This is a genomic window from Rhodanobacter sp. DHG33, assembly GCF_014843005.1.
Taxonomy (GTDB): domain Bacteria; phylum Pseudomonadota; class Gammaproteobacteria; order Xanthomonadales; family Rhodanobacteraceae; genus Rhodanobacter_A.
Genome location: NZ_JACYXM010000002.1, coordinates 377,716 through 394,891, shown reverse-complemented (window position 1 = coordinate 394,891; position 17,176 = coordinate 377,716). Strand labels below are relative to the sequence as shown.

Below are 17,176 nucleotides of genomic sequence, written 5' to 3'. Positions count from 1 at the left end.
TTCACCGAACATGACGGAAACCTCCATGCTGGATGGAGGGTTGTGCTTGTTGCTGGCCGCTGACTGCAGCACGACGCGCGAATGCCTGAGCCCAGGCTGTCGTCGCAACAATCTGCCCGGCAAGGAAAAGCTCATCCATAGGGTAATCATTCATTACGCGAGTCCCATCAAATGCATCACATATCCAACGAGGATCGATATGCAGATGCACACGAAAAGCCATCCGCCACGGTTGTTCTTGTGGGGGAAGAACCTCGTCTTGCGCCGCCCGGTAGATGAGCGGGAGCGCGACCGTCGCCCCCATGCAGTGCGAAGGGCCAACTGCATTTCGTTCAAGGTCACGCCCCTGTCTTGGTCGATCAACAACAAGACGTTTGCGCCCCTGGAAATTGAAATGCCTTCGCAAGAAATTCGCGCAAGCCATGCAAAAAGCCCCGGCCAGGCCGGGGCTTTTTGTCGGACAACCGCATCAGGCGGGCTTCACGCCTAGTCGGCGGCCACCTCGGGCGGCGTACCGCCGCCATCGGGCGCGAGGTCTTCGCCGCCCTCCTCCTCGGCATCCAGCCGCACCACGCTGACCAGCGATTCATCGGTCGGCAGGCGGATCAGGGTGACGCCCTGGGTGTTGCGGCCCAGCTGCGAAACCTCGGCCACGCGGGTGCGCACCAGGGTGCCCTGGTTGGAGATCAGCATCAGCTCGTGCGCCTCGGTCACCTGCACCGCGGCGACCAGCGCGCCATTGCGCTCGGAGCACTGGATGCCGATGACGCCCTGCGTGCCGCGGCCCTTCTTCGGGAACTCGTCGAGCACGGTACGCTTGCCGTAGCCGCGCGCGGTGGCGGTGAGGATGTCGCCTTCGGCCGCCACGATGAGCGAAACCACTTCCTCGCCCTCGGCCAGGCGCATGCCGCGCACGCCGGTGGCGGTGCGCCCCATCGAGCGCACGGTGTTCTCGTCGAAACGCACCGTCTTGCCGTTGGAGGCGAACAGCAGGATGTCGCTATTGCCGTCGGTGAGCTCGACGTTGACCAGCGCATCGTCCTCGTCGAGGTTGATCGCGATCTTGCCCTTCTGCAGCTGGAACGCAAATTCGCTGAGCGGCGTCTTCTTCACCGTGCCGTGCTTGGTGGCGAAGAACACGTAGCGATCCTCGCCGTATTCGCGCACCGGCAGCACCGCCTGCACCTTCTCGCCCGCAGTCAGCGGCAGCAGGTTGATGATGGGCTTGCCGCGGGCACCCGCTCCGGCTTCCGGCATCTGGTAGACCTTGAGCCAGTACACGCGGCCGGTGCTGGTGAAGGTGAGCAGGGTGTCGTGGGTGTTCACCACCCACAGCTGCTCGACGAAATCCTCGTCCTTCAGCGCGGAAGCGGAACGCCCCTTGCCGCCACGCCGCTGGGCACGATAGGTGCTGGCCGGCTGGCGCTTGATGTAGCCGGTATGCGACAGCGTGACCACCATGTCTTCCGGCGCGATCAGGTCGAGGACGTTGAGGTCTTCCTGCGAGTGCTGGATCTCGGTGCGGCGCGCATCGCCGAATTCGTTCTTGACCGTCTCCAGTTCCTCGCGGATCACCGCGAGCAGGCGCTCCGGATTCTCCAGGATCTCGATCAGCCCCTGGATGACCAGCAGGATCTCGCGGTATTCGTCGGAGAGCTTTTCCTGCTCCAGACCCGTCAGGCGATGCAGGCGCATGGCGAGGATTTCCTGCGCCTGCACTTCGGAAAGCTGGTAACCCTCGGCCTTCAGGCCGTCGCGCGGGTCCATGTCCTCCGGCCGCGAAGCCTCGGCGCCGGAGGCGGCGAGCAGCGCGCCCACCATGCCCGGCTGCCACTTGCGCGCCAGCATGCGTTCGCGCGCCTCGGTCGGCGAGGCCGAGGTCTTGATCAGCTCGATCATCTCGTCGATGTTGGCGAGCGCGACGGTGAGGCCTTCGAGGATGTGCGCGCGGGCGCGTGCCTTGCGCAGTTCGAAGATGGTGCGGCGGGTAACCACCTCGCGGCGGTGGCGGATGAAGGCCTCGAGGATGTCCTTGAGGTTCAGCAGGCGCGGCTGGCCGTCCAGCAGTGCCACCATGTTGATGCCGAAGGTGACCTGCAGCTGGGTCTGCTGGAACAGGTTGTTCAGCACCACGTCGGCCATCGCGTCCTTGCGGATCTCGATGACGACGCGCATGCCGTCCTTGTCGGACTCGTCGCGCAGTTCGCTGATGCCCTCGATCCGCTTTTCCTTGACCAGCTCGGCGATCTTCTCGATCAGCCGCGCCTTGTTCACCTGGTAAGGCAGCTCGTGGACGAGGATGGTCTCGCGGCCGTTGCTCTCGGTCTCGATCTCGGTCTTGGCGCGCACCAGGATGCGGCCGCGGCCGGTGCGGTAGGCCTCGACGATGCCGGAGGAACCGTTGATGATGCCGGCGGTGGGGAAATCCGGGCCGGGGACGTAGTGCATCAGGTCGTCGACCGACAGCGCCGGATCGTCGATCAGCGCGATGGTCGCGGCGATGACCTCGTTCAAATTGTGCGGCGGCACATTGGTGGCCATGCCCACCGCGATGCCCGCGGAACCGTTCACCAGCAGGTTCGGCACGCGGGTGGGCAGCACCAGCGGCTCGTGCTCGCTCTCGTCGTAGTTGGGTCCGAAGTCGACGGTTTCCTTGTCGATGTCCGCGAGCAGTTCGTGCGTGAGGCGCGACATGCGTACCTCGGTGTAACGCATCGCCGCCGCGTTGTCGCCGTCCACCGAACCGAAGTTGCCCTGGCCGTCGACCAGCATGTAGCGCAGCGAGAACGGCTGCGCCATGCGCACGATGGCGTCGTATACCGAGGCATCGCCGTGCGGATGGTATTTACCGATCACGTCGCCCACCACGCGGGCCGACTTCTTGTAAGGCTTGTTCCAGGCGTTGCTCAACTCGTTCATCGCGAACAACACGCGGCGATGGACCGGCTTCAGGCCGTCGCGCACGTCCGGCAGCGCACGCCCCACGATCACGCTCATCGCGTAGTCGAGATAGCTCTGGCGCATCTCGTCTTCGATGTTGACGCGGATGATTTCTTTGGCGAGTTCTGCCATTGAGTGGCTTCCCTGGAGGACTGAAAGGAGCGCGAAACGGGTGCGGCACGAAACACGCACGGGGTGCTGTCAGGTGCTGCGCCGAAGCCTCTCGCGCAATCTTGGGATCATAACACAGACGCGCATTTCGACAAAGCAAAACGCGCTTTCAATTCAATGACTTACGTGCGCTCTTTGGGCTTCTTGTAAAGCATCAGCCGAGCACTGGCGTAATTGACCACGGCGGCTACCGCCGAACCCACCGCGACGGCCAGCACGGGCCAGCGGTGCCAGGACGGAAACAGCAGCAGGCAGCCTGCGTAAGCGGCGTAATTGACCACGGCGCCGAAGCCCATCAGGGCCATCCAGTGCAGCCATTCGCCCAGCAAGGAACGGCCGCTGGAACGCGACGCGAAGGTGTGGCTGCGGTTCCACCACCACGTCACCGTGGCGGCGGCGAGAAAGGCAAAGACCTGCGCGATATACGGGTTGGCCCCGCACAACGACACCAGCGCCTGCAGAATCGCGGCATCGACCACGAAGCCGATGGCGCCGCCGATCGTGAACAACACCAGTTCGCGGCTGAGCTTCATGCGCCGAACATCGCGCGCATGGCGGCCTCGGTCGGTCGCTCGATCACGCCACGCTCGGTGACGATGGCATCGATCAGGTCGGACGGCGTCACGTCGAACACCGGGTTCCAGGCTTCGGCGCCTTCCACCACCACGCGCCTTCCGCCGACGGCGAGCAGCTCGGCCGGATCGCGCAATTCGATTTCGATGTGCTCGCCCGAGGCGGTGGCCATGTCCACCGTGGAAGACGGCGCGGCCACCATGAACTTCACGCCGTGGTGCTTCGCTGCGATGGCAAGCTGGTAGGTACCGATCTTGTTCGCGGTGTCGCCGTTCGCGGCGATGCGGTCGGCGCCCACGATCACCCATTGCACCGCACCCGACTTCATCAGGTGCGAAGCGGCCGAATCCGCGATCAGCTGCGCGGGAATGCCGTCGCGCACCAATTCGTACATGGTCAGCCGCGCGCCCTGCTGCCAGGGCCGCGTCTCGCCCGCGAACACCCGGGCGATGCGTCCTTGCGCCACGCCCGCACGGATCACGCCCAAGGCCGTGCCGAAGCCTGCGGTGGCCAGCGAACCGGTGTTGCAATGGGTGAGCACGCCCGAACCCGGCGCGATCAGCGCCGCGCCGAGGCTGCCCATGTGGCGGTTGGCGGCCAGGTCTTCGTCCTGGATGGCCTGAGCCTCGCGCTCGAGCGTCTGCGCATCGGCACCTGCGGCGATGCGCGCTTTCATGCGGTCCAGCGCCCACATCAGGTTCACCGCAGTGGGCCGTGCCGCGCGCAACTGCGCCAGCGCGGCGTCCAGCGAGCCGCACTGTTGCGCGGCCAGCGCCACACCCCACGCTGCCGCAATGCCGATGGCCGGCGCACCGCGCACGGCGAGATCCTTGATGGCCTGCGTCACCGCGGAGGCATCGCGGCATTCGATCCAGCGCTCCTCCTGCGGCAGCAGGCGCTGGTCGAGCAAACGGAGGTGGTCGCCGCGCCATTGCACGGCGCGGACGCGGTCGTAACGGTCGTAATCCATGGAGAACTTCGTGTATTGGAACGGGAGATTCAGGGTGCTTCCGGCATCACCAGCCAGAAGATCAGATAGATCAGGATGCCCGATCCGCCCAGCAGGGTGAGGATGATCCACGCCACCCGCACCATGGTGGGATCCCAGCCGAGGTATTCGGCGATGCCGCCGCAGACGCCGGCCAGCGTGCGGTTCTGGCGGGAACGATAGAGACGTTTTTCCATGGTGGCTCCTGTCAGGTTCAGTCGCGTGCGCGCAGCCACTGGTGGATCGCCGGCGGCACTTCGCGTTGCGCACGGCCGGAAACGTAGATGCCGATGTGGCCACCTTTGAACGCCAGCTCGGTGTAGTCGTTGGTGCCCACGCGGTGCTTCAACGCACGCGAGGCGTCGGGCGGCACCAGGTGATCCTGCTCGGCGTAGATGTTCAGCACCGGATGGCTGACCATGCCGAGGTCCACCTCGCGGTCGCCGATGACCAGGCCGCCCTTCACCAGCTTGTTGCCCTGGTAGAAATCCTTGATGAACTGGCGGAAGGCTTCGCCGGCCTGGTCGGGCGAGTCGAAGATCCAGCGCTCCATGCGCAGGAAGTTCTCCAGCTCCGCAGGCTTGTCGAGGATGTCCACCAGGCCCACGTATTTCTGCTGGTTCAGACGCACCGGCTTCAGCGTGAGGTAGACCCAGTTCATCAGCATCGCCGGCACGTTGCCCAGCGTGTCGACGAACAGGTCTGCGTCCATCGCGCGGCACCAGTGCGAGAGCATGTTGTCCGGCGTCTGGAAATCCACCGGCGTCACCATGGTGACGAGGTTCTTCACCTTCTCCGGGTGCATCGCGCTGTAGCACAGCGAGAACGCCCCGCCCTGGCAGATGCCGAGCAGGTTGACGGCGTCGAGGCCATGGCGCTTGCGCAATGCATCCACGCAGCGGTCGAGGTAGCCGTTGAGGTAATCGTCCAGCGTCAGCCAGCGGTCGGCGCCGTCGGGATAGCCCCAGTCGATCAGGTAGACGTCCTCGCCCTGCGCGAGCAGGTTGCGCACCAGCGAGCGGTCGGCCTGCAGGTCGGTCATCCATACCGTGTTGACCAGGGCATAGACGATCAGCGTGGGGGTGCGCGTGCTGGGAGCGCGGTCGCCTTTCATGTGCCACAGCTTGAGCTTGTCCTCGGCATACACCAGCTCGCGCGGCGTGTTGGCGTAGGCGGGTTCGCTCATGCCGCGCAGATGGCCCATGCCGGCGCTGAGCTTGCGCTGGAACGTGCCGATTTCCTGCATCAGCCGCGCGGGGTCGAGATGGAGCGGGGTATCCATGGAGGCTCTCTCTGTCAGCGTTTGCGCGAACGGCTGGTGGAAGCGGTGGCCTTGGCACGAGCAGGCGCCTTTTTCGTCGCGGCGACACTGGCGCGCTTGGCAGCGGTCTTGGCCGGGGCAGCCTTCGCACGCACGGGCTTGGGCGCTGCCTCTTCGCGACGCGCGGACTTGCCCGCAGCCGCTTGCGCGTGCGCCGGGCGGCCAGCCAGTTCGGCCAATTCGCGACGCAGTGCCGTCACTTCACGGCGCAGCGCAAGGATTTCGTCGGCCGCCTCGCCATCGCCCTGCTTGCGCAGGTCGCGGCGCAGCTGCTGCAGCCGCTCGCCCAGCGACGAGACCTCCTCGCGCGTGGGAACGCCCAGTTCGCGGCATAGCTGGCTGGTCTGTTTTTGCTGCATCTGGCGCACGCGCATCTGGGCATTGACCATCTCGCCATAGGCCGCGCGGAATTCATCGGACAAGGCGATCTCGGCATAGGCGTCCTCGGCCGCATCCACCCACAGGTCGTACAGCGCCTTGAGCGATTCGATCGGCGCGCTGGATGCATCGCGCTTGGCGAGCGTCGCCTGCAGTCGCTCCAGACCCTGCGTGTTCGCGCGCTGGATCAGCTCCTGATAGCGCGCGTTCGCTTCCAGCGCAGCCTGCATCGCCGCCGCCAGTTCCTGCTGCTGCAGCATCTGCTCGCGGTGCAGTCCGAAACCCGGCACCGGACCGCCAGCCGTGAGCGGCATGGGGAAGCCACCGCCCTGCATCGACTGCAGCCACGCCTGCCACTGCTGCACGAAGCCCTGCGCGGCGGCGTTGTCGATGCCGTTGAAGGCCTGGGTGAACGGCTGGTTGCCGGAACCCGCCCAGGCGCGCAGCAGGGTCTGCCAGTCCGCATTGGGCTGGCTGGCGCCGGCCGCAGCCACGCCCTGCATCCAGTCGAAGCAACCCTTGAGGCCGGCCATCGTGCGCTCGAAGGCCTCGTTGCCGGGCGGCGATGGCGCGACGACCGGGGACGGCTGCAACTGGCGCAACCAGGCATCCCAGGATTGCTGGGCCAGCACCTGCCAGTCCTTGATGAAATCGCCTGCCTGTCCGCTCATCACGCACCCTCGTCGGCCTGTGCTTGCATCCTAGCAAAAGCATGTGACGCAAAACGCTCGAGAGCCTTGCCGCCGTCACCGATTGCGAGGGTCGTACGGGCAACCGTCCATGGCCGCACTACCTCGCAAACGAACGAGGCCCGGCATGGCCGGGCCTCGTTCGTTTGGCTTTCGCGCAAAACGGTTCGGGCGATCAGCCCTCGCCTTCCTCTACGGCCTTCATGGACAGGCGGATGCGGCCCTGCTTGTCCACTTCCAGCACCTTGACCTTGACGATGTCGCCTTCCTTGAGCTTGTCGGAAACCTTCTCGACGCGCTCGTTGGAGATCTGCGACACGTGCACCAGGCCGTCCTTGCCCGGCATGATGGTGACGAACGCGCCGAAGTCCATCAGCTTGGCGACCTTGCCTTCGTAGATGCGGCCCGGCTCGACGTCGGAGACGATCTGCTCGATGCGCTTCTTCGCCGCTTCGCCCGCGTCGCGGTTGACCGAGGCGATGATCACGGTGCCGTCGTCGTTGATGTCGATGGTGGCGCCGGTCTCTTCGGTGATCGAGCGGATGGTGGCGCCGCCCTTGCCGATGACCTCGCGGATCTTGTCCGGGTGGATCTTGATGGTGATCAGGCGCGGCGCGTACTCGCTCATCTCGGTGCGCGCGGTGCTGAGGGCCTTGGCCATCTCGCCGAGGATGTGCAGGCGGCCGCGCTGGGCCTGGGCCAGCGCCACCTTCATGATTTCCTCGGTGATGCCGTCGATCTTGATGTCCATCTGCAGGGCGCTGATGCCCTCGGACGAACCGGCCACCTTGAAATCCATGTCGCCGAGGTGATCCTCGTCGCCCAGGATGTCGGACAGCACGACGAAGTCGTTGCCTTCCTTCACCAGGCCCATCGCGATGCCGGCCACCGGCGCCTTCAGCGGCACGCCGGCATCCATCATCGCCAGCGAGGAGCCGCACACCGAGGCCATCGACGAGGAGCCGTTGGATTCGGTGATTTCCGACACCACGCGCAGCACGTAGGGGAACTCTTCCATCGACGGCTTCACCGCCTGCACGCCGCGCTTGGCGAGACGGCCGTGGCCGATCTCGCGACGCTTAGGCGCGCCGAAACGGCCGGCCTCGCCCACCGAGAACGGCGGGAAGTTGTAGTGGAACAGGAACGGATCCTTCGACTCGCCGGCCGGCGCGTCGATGATCTGCGCGTCGCGCGTGGTGCCGAGGGTGACCACCACCAGCGCCTGGGTCTCGCCGCGGGTGAACAGCGCCGAGCCGTGGGTGCGCGGCAGCACGCCCACGCGGGCCGTGATCGGACGGACGTCGTCGAGCTGGCGGCCGTCGATGCGGACCTTGGTCTTCAGCACGCCGCTGCGCAGGGTGTTGTACTCGATCTCGACGAACGCGTTGCTGATCTCCAGATCGGACCAGCCGTGCGAGGCGGCGGTCACGGCGATGCCGGCCTTGATGTCGCTCTTCAGCGCGGCGATGGCGTCGCGGCGCTCCAGCTTGTCGCGGATCGCGAAGGCCTTTACCAGGCGATCGCCGAGGATGCTCTCGATCGCCGAGAACAGGGCGTCGTTGCGCGCCGGTGCTTCCCACTTGAACGGCTTGCGGCCGGCCTCGGCCACGAAGGCGTTGATCGCGTCGATGGCGACCTGCATCTGCTGGTGGCCGAACACCACTGCACCGAGCATCACATCTTCGGAGAGCAGCTCGGCCTCGGACTCCACCATCAGCACCGCACCGGCGGTACCGGCGACGACCAGATCCAGCTTCGAGCCGGCCAGTTCGGAGACATCGGGGTTGAGCAGGTACTGGCCGTTGGCGTAACCGACGCGGGCAGCGCCGATCGGGCCCTTGAACGGGATGCCGGCGAGGGACAGCGCGGCGGAGGCGCCGAGCAAGGCCGGGATGTCGCCGTCGACCTCGGGGTTCATCGAGACGACCTGCGCGATGACCTGCACTTCGTTCTTGAACTCTTCCGGGAACAGCGGGCGCACCGGACGGTCGATCAGGCGCGAGGTCAGCGTTTCCTTCTCGGTCGGACGGCCTTCGCGCTTGAAGAAGCCGCCCGGGATGCGGCCGGCCGAGTAGAACTTCTCGACGTAGTCGACGGTGAGCGGGAAGAAGTCCTGGCCGTCCTTCGCCTTGGCTGCGGCCACGGCGGTGACCAGCACCACGGTGCCACCCATGCTGACCATGACCGCGCCGGACGCCTGGCGGGCGATTTCGCCCGTCTCCAGCGTGACTTGATGCTTACCGTACTGGAATGACTTGGTTACTTTCGCCACGATGATTTCCTGATTTGGAGAGTGCGGCCAGGGCTGGCCACTTCTTGATCTTCGCGTCCGCGCACGGACGCTTCAACCAAACAGCGCGGCCAGGATTGGCCGCTTCTCGATCTTCGCGTTCGCGGACGAACGCAGAAACCAACTCAGCGACGGAGGCCGAGGCGCTCGATCAGGCTCTGGTAACGGCCCAGGTCGCGGTCCTTCAGGTAGGCGAGCAGGCTCTTGCGGCGGTTCACCAGCTTCAGCAGGCCGCGGCGGGAATGGTGATCCTGCTTGTGCGACTTGAAGTGGTCCGTGAGATGGTCGATGCGGGCGGACAGCAGCGCCACCTGCACTTCGGTGGAGCCGGTGTCGTTCGGCACGCGGCCGAAGTCAGCGATGATCTTGCCGGTCTGTTCTGCGTTGAGCGACATGGTGATACCTGTTTCCTTGAAAAGACGATGCGAAGCTTGCGTTTGCGTCATCGGCGATGACACAAACGCAAGCTTCGACTATGGATGAAAGTGTCGGAATAACCTGTTTATTCTAACGGCTGCGCGGGCTTGGCAACAAGGGCGACGGGGCAAAACGGACGAATTCACGGCGGCGGCAGGTTGAAGCCGCGCAGGATGCGGCTGCGCCCGTCCGCATCCAGTTCCAGCAGCGCCAACAGGGCGCCGTCGCTGGCCAAGGCCGCGTGCGGCCCCCTGCCGCCCTCCACCACGATGGGCTGGCCGCGGGCGATGGCCTGGCTCTGCGCCTCGTCCAGCTGGAGTTTCGGCCAGTCGTCCAGCCCCGCCGTTACCGGCAACAGCCACGCCAGCAGGGCCTCGTCGCCCTGCACCGCAGCCTGCTCCAGCTCGGCCAGCGTGACCATGCGCGGTGTCCTGAACGGCTCCACCCACAGCCTGCGCAAGGCGGTGAGGTGGGCGCCGCAACCCAGCGCCTCGCCCAGGTCCACCGCCAGCGAGCGTACATAGGTGCCCGAGCCGCATTCCACTTCGAACACCAGGGTGTCGGCGGTACGGGATAGCAATTCCAGCCGATGGACGTCGACCTCGCGCGGCGGCGCCTGCACGCTTTCGCCGCGGCGCGCCTTGAGGTACAGCCGCTCACCGCCCTGCTTCAGCGCCGAATACGCCGGCGGCACTTGCACGATGCGACCCCGCAGCGGCGCCAGCGCCGCCTCGATGGCGGCATCGTCCAGCGTGGGGACCGGCCGTTCGAGCAGCGTTTCGCCCTCGCGATCGGCGGTGGCCGTGGTGACGCCCAGCCGGCATTCGGCCCGGTAAGCCTTGCGTGCGCCCAGCAGGTTGCCGGCCAGTTTGGTGGCCTCGCCGAAGCACAGCGGCAGCAGGCCGGTGGCCATGGGATCGAGCGCGCCGGTGTGGCCGCCCTTCGCGGCGCGGAACAGGCGGCGTACCGATTGCAGGACCTGGCTCGAGCTGATGCCTTCCGGCTTGTCGAGCAGCACGATGCCGTGCAGGTCGCGCCAGGCGATGCGTGGGAGCTTGCGGTTGCGGTGCATGGAACCGGGGGTTACGCCTCGTCGTCGGACGGCGTAGCATCGCCCGCATCGCGCAACAGCGCGTCGATGCGCTCGCCCTTGTCCACCGAGTCGTCGTACTTGAAGCGCAGCTCCGGCACGCGCCGCAGGCGCATGCTGCGCGACAGCGAGCGGCGGAACTCGCCCGCCAGCGTGTTCAGCGCTTTCACCGCCGCGGCCGATTGCTCGGGCAGCAACGCGGTCACCCACACCGCGGCGAAATCGAGATCGCGGGTCACTTCCACGTCCGAGACGCTGCACGACGGCAGGCCATGGTCGCGCACTGCGGCATGCACCAGCATGCCCAGTTCGCGGCGCAGTTCGGCGCCTACGCGGTCGGTACGTTTGAAGTCGCGGGAGGGCATGAAGGAATCAGGACTCGAATAGAAAAAACGAAGAGCAAAATCGCATTACTTATGCCAACCAAAGTGCAATCCTGCAGTTTGATTGGCTCGGTGCGACGGACATACGCCCGTCACACCTCCGCCGAAGCTGCAGCTTACGCTGCAGCTTCGCGTGCGGCCATCCGTGGCCGCGTGGCTCGCGTGCTTTGACGCTGGCCGCGTCAAAGCGTGCGAGCCACCTCGATACGCTCGAAGCACTCGATCTGGTCGCCGACCTTGACGTCGTTGTACTGCTTCACGGCGATACCGCATTCCATGCCGTTGCGCACTTCGTCGACGAGGTCCTTGAAGCGACGCAGCGATTCCAGCTCGCCCTCGAACACCACGGTGTTGTCGCGCAGCACGCGGATCGGCTTGTTCCGCTTGACCACGCCTTCGACCACCATGCAGCCCGCGACCGCGCCGAACTTGGAGCTGCGGAACACGTCGCGCACCTGGGCGATGCCGATGATCTCTTCGCGCACTTCCACGCCCAGCAGGCCGGAAGCCGCCTGCTTCACCTGGTCGATCACGTCGTAGATGATCGAGAAATAACGCACGTCCAGGCCCGCAGTGTCGATCACCTTGCGCGCCGAAGCGTCGGCACGCACGTTGAAGCCGATCACCAGCGCCTTGGATGCCGCCGCCAGGGTCGCATCGGACTCGGTGATGCCGCCGACGCCGGCGGCGATCACGTTGACCTTGACGTTCTCGTTGCCGATGGCGCTGAGCGATTCGCGCAACGCTTCGACCGAGCCCTGCACGTCGGCCTTGACCAGGATGTTGAGCGTCTGCTGGCCGGCACCCTGGCCCATCAGCGCCATGATGTCCTCGAGGCGGTTGGCCTTGCTGACCATGCGCGTCTCGCGGCGCTTGAGCTGGCGCTCGGCAGCCACCTGCTTGGCCAGCTTCTCGTCGGCCACCACCACGAAGTCGTCGCCCGCTTCCGGCACGCCGGAGAGGCCCAGCACCTGCACGGGGATCGAGGGACCGGCTTCCTGCACGGTCTTGCCGGTCTCGTCGATCAGCGCGCGCATGCGGCCGTACTCGATGCCGCAGACCACGAAATCGCCGCGCTTCAGCGTGCCCTGCTGCACCAGTACCGTGGCCACCGGGCCGCGGCCCTTGTCCAGGCTGGATTCGATCACCACGCCCGAAGCGGCGCCGTCGACCACTGCAGTGAGCTCCATCACCTCGGCCTGCACCGAGATCGCGTCGAGCAGCTGGTCGATGCCCATGCCGGTCTTGGCCGACACCGGCACGAACGGCGTCTCGCCGCCCCACTCTTCCGGGATCACTTCCAGATTGCCGAGACCCTGCTTGACGTGGTCCGGGTTGGCGTCGGCCTTGTCCATCTTGTTGAGCGCCACGATCAGCGGCACCTTGGCCGCCTGCGCGTGCTTCACGGCCTCGGCCGTCTGCGGCATCACGCCGTCGTCGGCAGCCACCACCAGCACCACGATGTCGGTGGACTGGGCGCCGCGGGCACGCATCGCGGTAAACGCGGCGTGGCCGGGGGTGTCGAGGAAGGTGATCACGCCCTTCGGCGTTTCCACATGGTACGCACCGATGTGCTGGGTGATGCCGCCGGCCTCGCCCGAGGCGACCTTGGTGCGGCGGATGTAGTCCAGCAGCGAGGTCTTGCCGTGGTCGACGTGGCCCATGATGGTGACCACCGGCGGACGCGGCTGCTTCTCGCCATCCAGCTCCACGCTTTGCGTATGCGCGGCCAGTGCGGCTTCGGCATTGTTGGCGTTGGACTCGATCACCTTGTGGCCGAGTTCCTCCACCACCAGCGTCGCGGTATCGCGGTCGATGGTCTGGTTGATCGTGGCCATGACGCCCATCTTGAACAGGGCCTTGACCACCTCGGAACCCTTGACCGCCATCTTCTGCGCCAGCTCGGCGACCACGTTGGCGTCGCCCACCACCACCTCGCGCACGACGGCGGCGGTGGGACGGGTGAAGCCGTGCGCACCGGCTGCCGGCGCGCCACCGCGCACGGCCTCGCGCACGGCACCCTTGGTCGGCTTGCCGCGCTTGCCGCTGGAGCGGCGGGCGCGATCGGCGTCGCTCAGGTGCATCTCGCCCGCGGCGAAACGCTTGCCGCCGGGCACGTCGTCGCGCTCGCGGACGCCGTGGCGGGTCTTGTTGTTGCGTGCATCGCCCGACGCCGCGGGCGCCGCGGCGCGCGCAGGGGCGGGCGCGGGGGCCGGCGCCGGAGTCGGCTTGACCAGCTTTTCGCGCTTGCGCGGCTCATGCACCTGCGGAACGATCATGCCCAGGCCGCGCGTGTCGAGGCGCTGCACCGCCGGCTGCGCATCTTCGGTGGCCTCGCTGGCAGCCACGGGTTCGGCCGGTTCGGACGCCGGTTCGGCAGCGACTTCGGGCACGTCCTCGGCGACAGCCTCGGCTTCCGCCTCGGCCTGACGGCGGCGTTCCTCGGCCTCCTCCTGTTCGCGGCGCTGCTCTTCCAACGCACGCTCGTGCGCTTCCTGCTTGCGCTGCTCGGCCTCGCGACGGCCCTGTTCTTCCTGCGCGCGCTGTTCGCGGGACTCGGCCAGCTTGCGCACGGCCTCCTCGCGCTCGGGCTCGACGCTGGCTTCCTCGGCGATCACGCTGCGCTTGACGTAGGTGCGCTTGGCGCGCACTTCGACGGACACGGTCTTGGCCGTGGGCGCGGTACCGCGGCCGCCCGGCGTGGAGACCTTCAGCTCACCGACCGTGCGGCGCTTGAGCGTGACCTGGCGCGGTGCGGTGTCGACCGTCTCCGCATCCAGTTCGCTCTTGCCGTGGGCGCGGCGCAGGAAACCCAGCAGCTTCACCTTTTCGGTGCTGCTGACCACCTGCTCCGGATCGGAGAAGTTCATGCCTGCCTCGGCAAGCTGGCTGAGCAGCTTGTCGACCGGCTTGCCCACCAGCTGGGCGAGTTGTTTGATTGTGATGTCCGACATCGTGTTGTTTCTCCGCCTTTCCCGCGCTTGTCGTCCGTACGGTCTGCACCGCGCGAACACCGCCGTCCGTGGTGGAAAGCCCTCGGCTTTCCTCGGCGCGCCCGTCCGGGGCGCGTCCGTTCGCGGTTAGCCGCCCTTCTCCAGTTGCTCGATCATCGGCGCGCGCGCCGCCATGATCAACGTCGCGGCACGCTCTTCGGTCATGCCTTCGATGTCGATCAGGTCGTCCACCGCCTGGTCCGCGAGGTCGTCCACGGTAGCCACGCCGCGCGCGGCCAGCGCATAAGCCGTTTCTTCGTCCATGCCCTTGAGCGTCAGCAGCTCTTCGCTGGGCTGGTGCTCGTCGATGTTTTCCTCGACGGCCAGCGCCTCGGTGAGCAGCGCATCGCGGGCGCGGGCGCGGAGTTCCTCGACGATGTCCTCGTCGAAGCCTTCCACCGCCAGCAGCTCGGCGCTGGGCACGTAGGCGATTTCCTCGACGCTGGAGAAGCCCTCCTGAACGAGGATGTTGGCGATCTCCTGGTCCACCTCGAGCTTCTCCATGAACAGTGCGCGGGCGGCTTCCTGCTCGGCCTCGCTCTTGGCGGCGACCTGGTCCTGCGTCATCACGTTGAGCTGCCAGCCGGTGAGCTTGCTGGCAAGGCGCACGTTCTGGCCGCCGCGGCCGATGGCCTGCGAGAGCTTGTCCTCGGCCACCGCAATGTCCATCGAGTGCTTGTCTTCATCCATGATGATGGACTGCACTTCGGCGGGCGCCATCGCATTGATGACGTACTGCGCCTGGTTCTCGTGCCACAGAATGATGTCGACGCGCTCGCCGTTGAGGTCGTTGGACACCGCCTGCACGCGCGAACCGCGCATGCCGATGCACGCGCCGATGGGATCGGTGCGGGTGTCGTGCGCCAGCACGGCGATCTTGGCGCGGTCGCCCGGATCGCGCGCGCAGCCCTTGATCTCGACCAGGCCCTGGCCGACTTCCGGCACCTCGAGCTTGAACAGTTCGATCATGAATTCCGGCGCTGCGCGCGACACGAACAGCTGCGGCCCACGCACTTCGGACTTCACTTCGTAGAGATAGCCGCGCACGCGGTCGCCCACGCGCACCGATTCGCGCGGAATGGTCTTGTCGCGCGCGATGAATGCCTCGGCATTGCCGCCCAGGTCGAGGTAGATGTTGCCGCGCTCGACGCGCTTGACGATGCCCGTGAGCAGTTCGCCTACGCGATCCTTGTAGGCGTCCACCACCTGCTGGCGCTCGGCTTCGCGCACGCGCTGCACGATCACCTGCTTGGCGGCCTGTGCGGCGATGCGGCCGAATTCGGCGTTCTCGATCTGCGTCTCGATGTATTCGCCCACCTGGGCGTCGGCGCGCTCGTCCACCGCGTCCATCAGGCGCAGCTGGTAGAACGGCGACTCCATCTCGCCGTCGTCGGCGATGACTTCCCAGCGACGGAAGGTCTCGTAGTCGCCGGTGTCATGGTCGATGGATACGCGGATGTCCGGCTCTTCCTCGGGGTAGCGCTTCTTGGCGGCCGAAGCCAGCGCGGCTTCCATCGCCTCGAAGATCACTTCGCGCGGCACACCCTTCTCGTTGGCAACCGCGTCGACCACCAGCAAAAGTTCTTTGCTCATTGCTGCAACTCCATGGGCGCCCCGATGGCGACCGCTCGGTAATTTTTCAGTAACCATTGCTCTCATCCCTGAATGCGGAACCATGAGGCAGTCGTTCCGTGACCGCGCTCTTCAATGCTTTTGCATCCTTCCGTGAATGCGAAATCCCAAGGCGACCATCCACTGTCGCCCCCTTCGATAGCTTCAATCAACCTTTTTCTTGCTGGGGCCCTTGCCGGGCTTGGGCTTGGGCGCGTAGCCCAGCTCCACCCAGTCCGGCACCACGCGGGCGCTTTCCACCTGGGCGTGGTCGAAGGCGAACACCTTGCCTTCGGCCTCCAGCGAAATGCGTTCGCCCTCCACCGAAAGCAGCTTGCCGCGCAGGCGACGACGCCCTTCCAGCGGTGCGCGCAGCAGCAGCTTCACTTCCTGGCCGACCACGCGCGCGAACTGCGCAGCGGTGAACAGCGGACGGTCGAGGCCAGGCGAGGAGACCTCCAACAGATAATGTCCCGGGATGGGATCTTCAACGTCCAGCATCGCGGAAAGTTCGCGGCTGGCCGCTTCGCAATCCTCGATGCCCACCTCGCGGCGCTCGCCATCGGCGGCGGCAACGCCCTCGGGAATGTCCAGGTAGACGCGCAGAGTGCTCTGCCCCTGCGAGGGCAAAAATTCCACGCCGATGCACTCCAGGCCGAGATCGGCCAGGACGGTGCTGAAGCGTTGTGCCAGTGCGTTCGTATCCATCATGCGTTTCCAAATCGCGAAAACAAAAAATGGGCTCGACGGCCCATTCCCTGCTCCTTGCCGGAGCGTCCTCGCCGATGTACCGACTCCAGGCGGCTCCTCAGACGCTTGCACGCAATGAGACCGCAGCAAGCGCGACGCCATCCTGGCGCCCAACAAAAAAGCCTCACGAGGAGGCTTTCTTGTTCTAAGAAAGATCTGGTAGCGGGGGCAGGATTCGAACCTGCGACCTTCGGGTTATGAGCCCGACGAGCTGCCAGACTGCTCCACCCCGCATCAGAGTCCGGAGAGTGTAGCGATGCGTCGCCACATTCGCAAGCCGCATTCATCCACTTCGTTCCGAAATTCTCTCCGCCGAGCAACCGGGTTCCATTCACCGGCACTCCCGCGGCACGTAGATACCTATGCGGCGAATCCAGCCTGCTGCAGCGCTCGCGCGCTCGCGATACGAGAAATGCCAGGATGGATCGACTGCCCCGCTTGCGCGGCGCTGAGCATGCTCAAGACCGCGCACGAAGTCTGCTGGTGCGCGAGGCAGGCTGATCGGCGCGACGGGGCAAGTCCACGAGTCGCTCTCTGCGCCCCGGCGCCATGTTCTAAATGTAAAATAATCATACTTATATG

14 protein-coding genes and 1 tRNA gene are annotated in these 17,176 nt (G+C 66.0%); 1 reads left to right on the top strand and 14 read right to left on the bottom strand.

All coding sequences use genetic code 11. From position 1 onward, the window contains the following. Window positions 1–10: 10 nt before the first annotated feature. Window positions 11–490, top strand: a complete 480-nt coding sequence (locus tag IHE46_RS16945) for a hypothetical protein (RefSeq protein ID WP_225562796.1) — start codon at window positions 11–13, stop codon at window positions 488–490. On the opposite strand, the gene gyrA is transcribed toward IHE46_RS16945, so the two are convergent. The 14 genes from gyrA to IHE46_RS04640 all read right to left on the bottom strand — a co-directional run bounded on the left by gyrA (window position 487) and on the right by IHE46_RS04640 (window position 16,828). Then, window positions 487–3,072 carry a DNA gyrase subunit A gene (gene gyrA, locus IHE46_RS04705; RefSeq protein WP_192163466.1) on the bottom strand — a complete coding sequence of 862 codons (2,586 nt, stop codon included), beginning with the start codon at window positions 3,070–3,072 and terminating at the stop codon, window positions 487–489. The two genes, IHE46_RS16945 and gyrA, sit on opposite strands and share 4 nt — an antisense overlap. Before the next feature lie 161 nt (window positions 3,073–3,233). After that, entirely contained in the window at window positions 3,234–3,644 is a 411-nt protein-coding gene (locus IHE46_RS04700; protein WP_192163465.1) for a GtrA family protein, read from the bottom strand. Then, complete coding sequence (gene mtnA, locus IHE46_RS04695) at window positions 3,641–4,654, bottom strand: S-methyl-5-thioribose-1-phosphate isomerase (RefSeq protein WP_192163464.1); 1,014 nt, start codon at window positions 4,652–4,654, stop codon at window positions 3,641–3,643. The genes IHE46_RS04700 and mtnA overlap by 4 nt, the downstream gene beginning before the upstream one ends. A 29-nt stretch (window positions 4,655–4,683) precedes the next feature. Further along, on the bottom strand, window positions 4,684–4,869 hold the full coding sequence (locus IHE46_RS04690; protein ID WP_192163463.1) for a PspC domain-containing protein: 186 nt from the start codon (window positions 4,867–4,869) through the stop codon (window positions 4,684–4,686). A 17-nt stretch (window positions 4,870–4,886) separates the two neighbouring features. Further along, complete coding sequence (gene phaC, locus IHE46_RS04685) at window positions 4,887–5,954, bottom strand: class III poly(R)-hydroxyalkanoic acid synthase subunit PhaC (RefSeq protein ID WP_192163462.1); 1,068 nt, start codon at window positions 5,952–5,954, stop codon at window positions 4,887–4,889. A gap of 14 nt (window positions 5,955–5,968) precedes the next feature. After that, window positions 5,969–7,042 carry a poly(R)-hydroxyalkanoic acid synthase subunit PhaE gene (locus IHE46_RS04680; RefSeq protein ID WP_192163461.1) on the bottom strand — a complete coding sequence of 358 codons (1,074 nt, stop codon included), beginning with the start codon at window positions 7,040–7,042 and terminating at the stop codon, window positions 5,969–5,971. Between the two features lie 193 nt (window positions 7,043–7,235). Beyond that, complete coding sequence (pnp, locus tag IHE46_RS04675) at window positions 7,236–9,332, bottom strand: polyribonucleotide nucleotidyltransferase (protein WP_192163460.1); 2,097 nt, start codon at window positions 9,330–9,332, stop codon at window positions 7,236–7,238. A gap of 143 nt (window positions 9,333–9,475) precedes the next feature. Next, on the bottom strand, window positions 9,476–9,745 hold the full coding sequence (gene rpsO / locus IHE46_RS04670) for a 30S ribosomal protein S15 (RefSeq protein WP_192163459.1): 270 nt from the start codon (window positions 9,743–9,745) through the stop codon (window positions 9,476–9,478). Between the two features lie 164 nt (window positions 9,746–9,909). Further along, the gene (gene truB, locus IHE46_RS04665; protein ID WP_192163458.1) at window positions 9,910–10,839 is read right to left on the bottom strand and encodes a tRNA pseudouridine(55) synthase TruB; all 930 of its coding nucleotides are present in this window, start codon (window positions 10,837–10,839) and stop codon (window positions 9,910–9,912) included. An 11-nt stretch (window positions 10,840–10,850) separates the two neighbouring features. After that, complete coding sequence (gene rbfA / locus IHE46_RS04660) at window positions 10,851–11,222, bottom strand: 30S ribosome-binding factor RbfA (RefSeq protein ID WP_192163457.1); 372 nt, start codon at window positions 11,220–11,222, stop codon at window positions 10,851–10,853. 200 nt (window positions 11,223–11,422) lie between these two features. Next, on the bottom strand, window positions 11,423–14,194 hold the full coding sequence (gene infB, locus IHE46_RS04655; protein WP_192163456.1) for a translation initiation factor IF-2: 2,772 nt from the start codon (window positions 14,192–14,194) through the stop codon (window positions 11,423–11,425). 126 nt (window positions 14,195–14,320) lie between these two features. Further along, window positions 14,321–15,826: a transcription termination factor NusA gene (gene nusA / locus IHE46_RS04650; protein ID WP_192163455.1), complete on the bottom strand. Its 1,506-nt coding sequence runs from the start codon at window positions 15,824–15,826 to the stop codon at window positions 14,321–14,323. A 183-nt stretch (window positions 15,827–16,009) separates the two neighbouring features. Then, on the bottom strand, window positions 16,010–16,552 hold the full coding sequence (rimP, locus tag IHE46_RS04645) for a ribosome maturation factor RimP (protein WP_192163454.1): 543 nt from the start codon (window positions 16,550–16,552) through the stop codon (window positions 16,010–16,012). A 199-nt stretch (window positions 16,553–16,751) separates the two neighbouring features. Beyond that, window positions 16,752–16,828, bottom strand: a tRNA-Met gene (locus IHE46_RS04640). Between the last annotated feature and the right edge of the window lie 348 nt (window positions 16,829–17,176).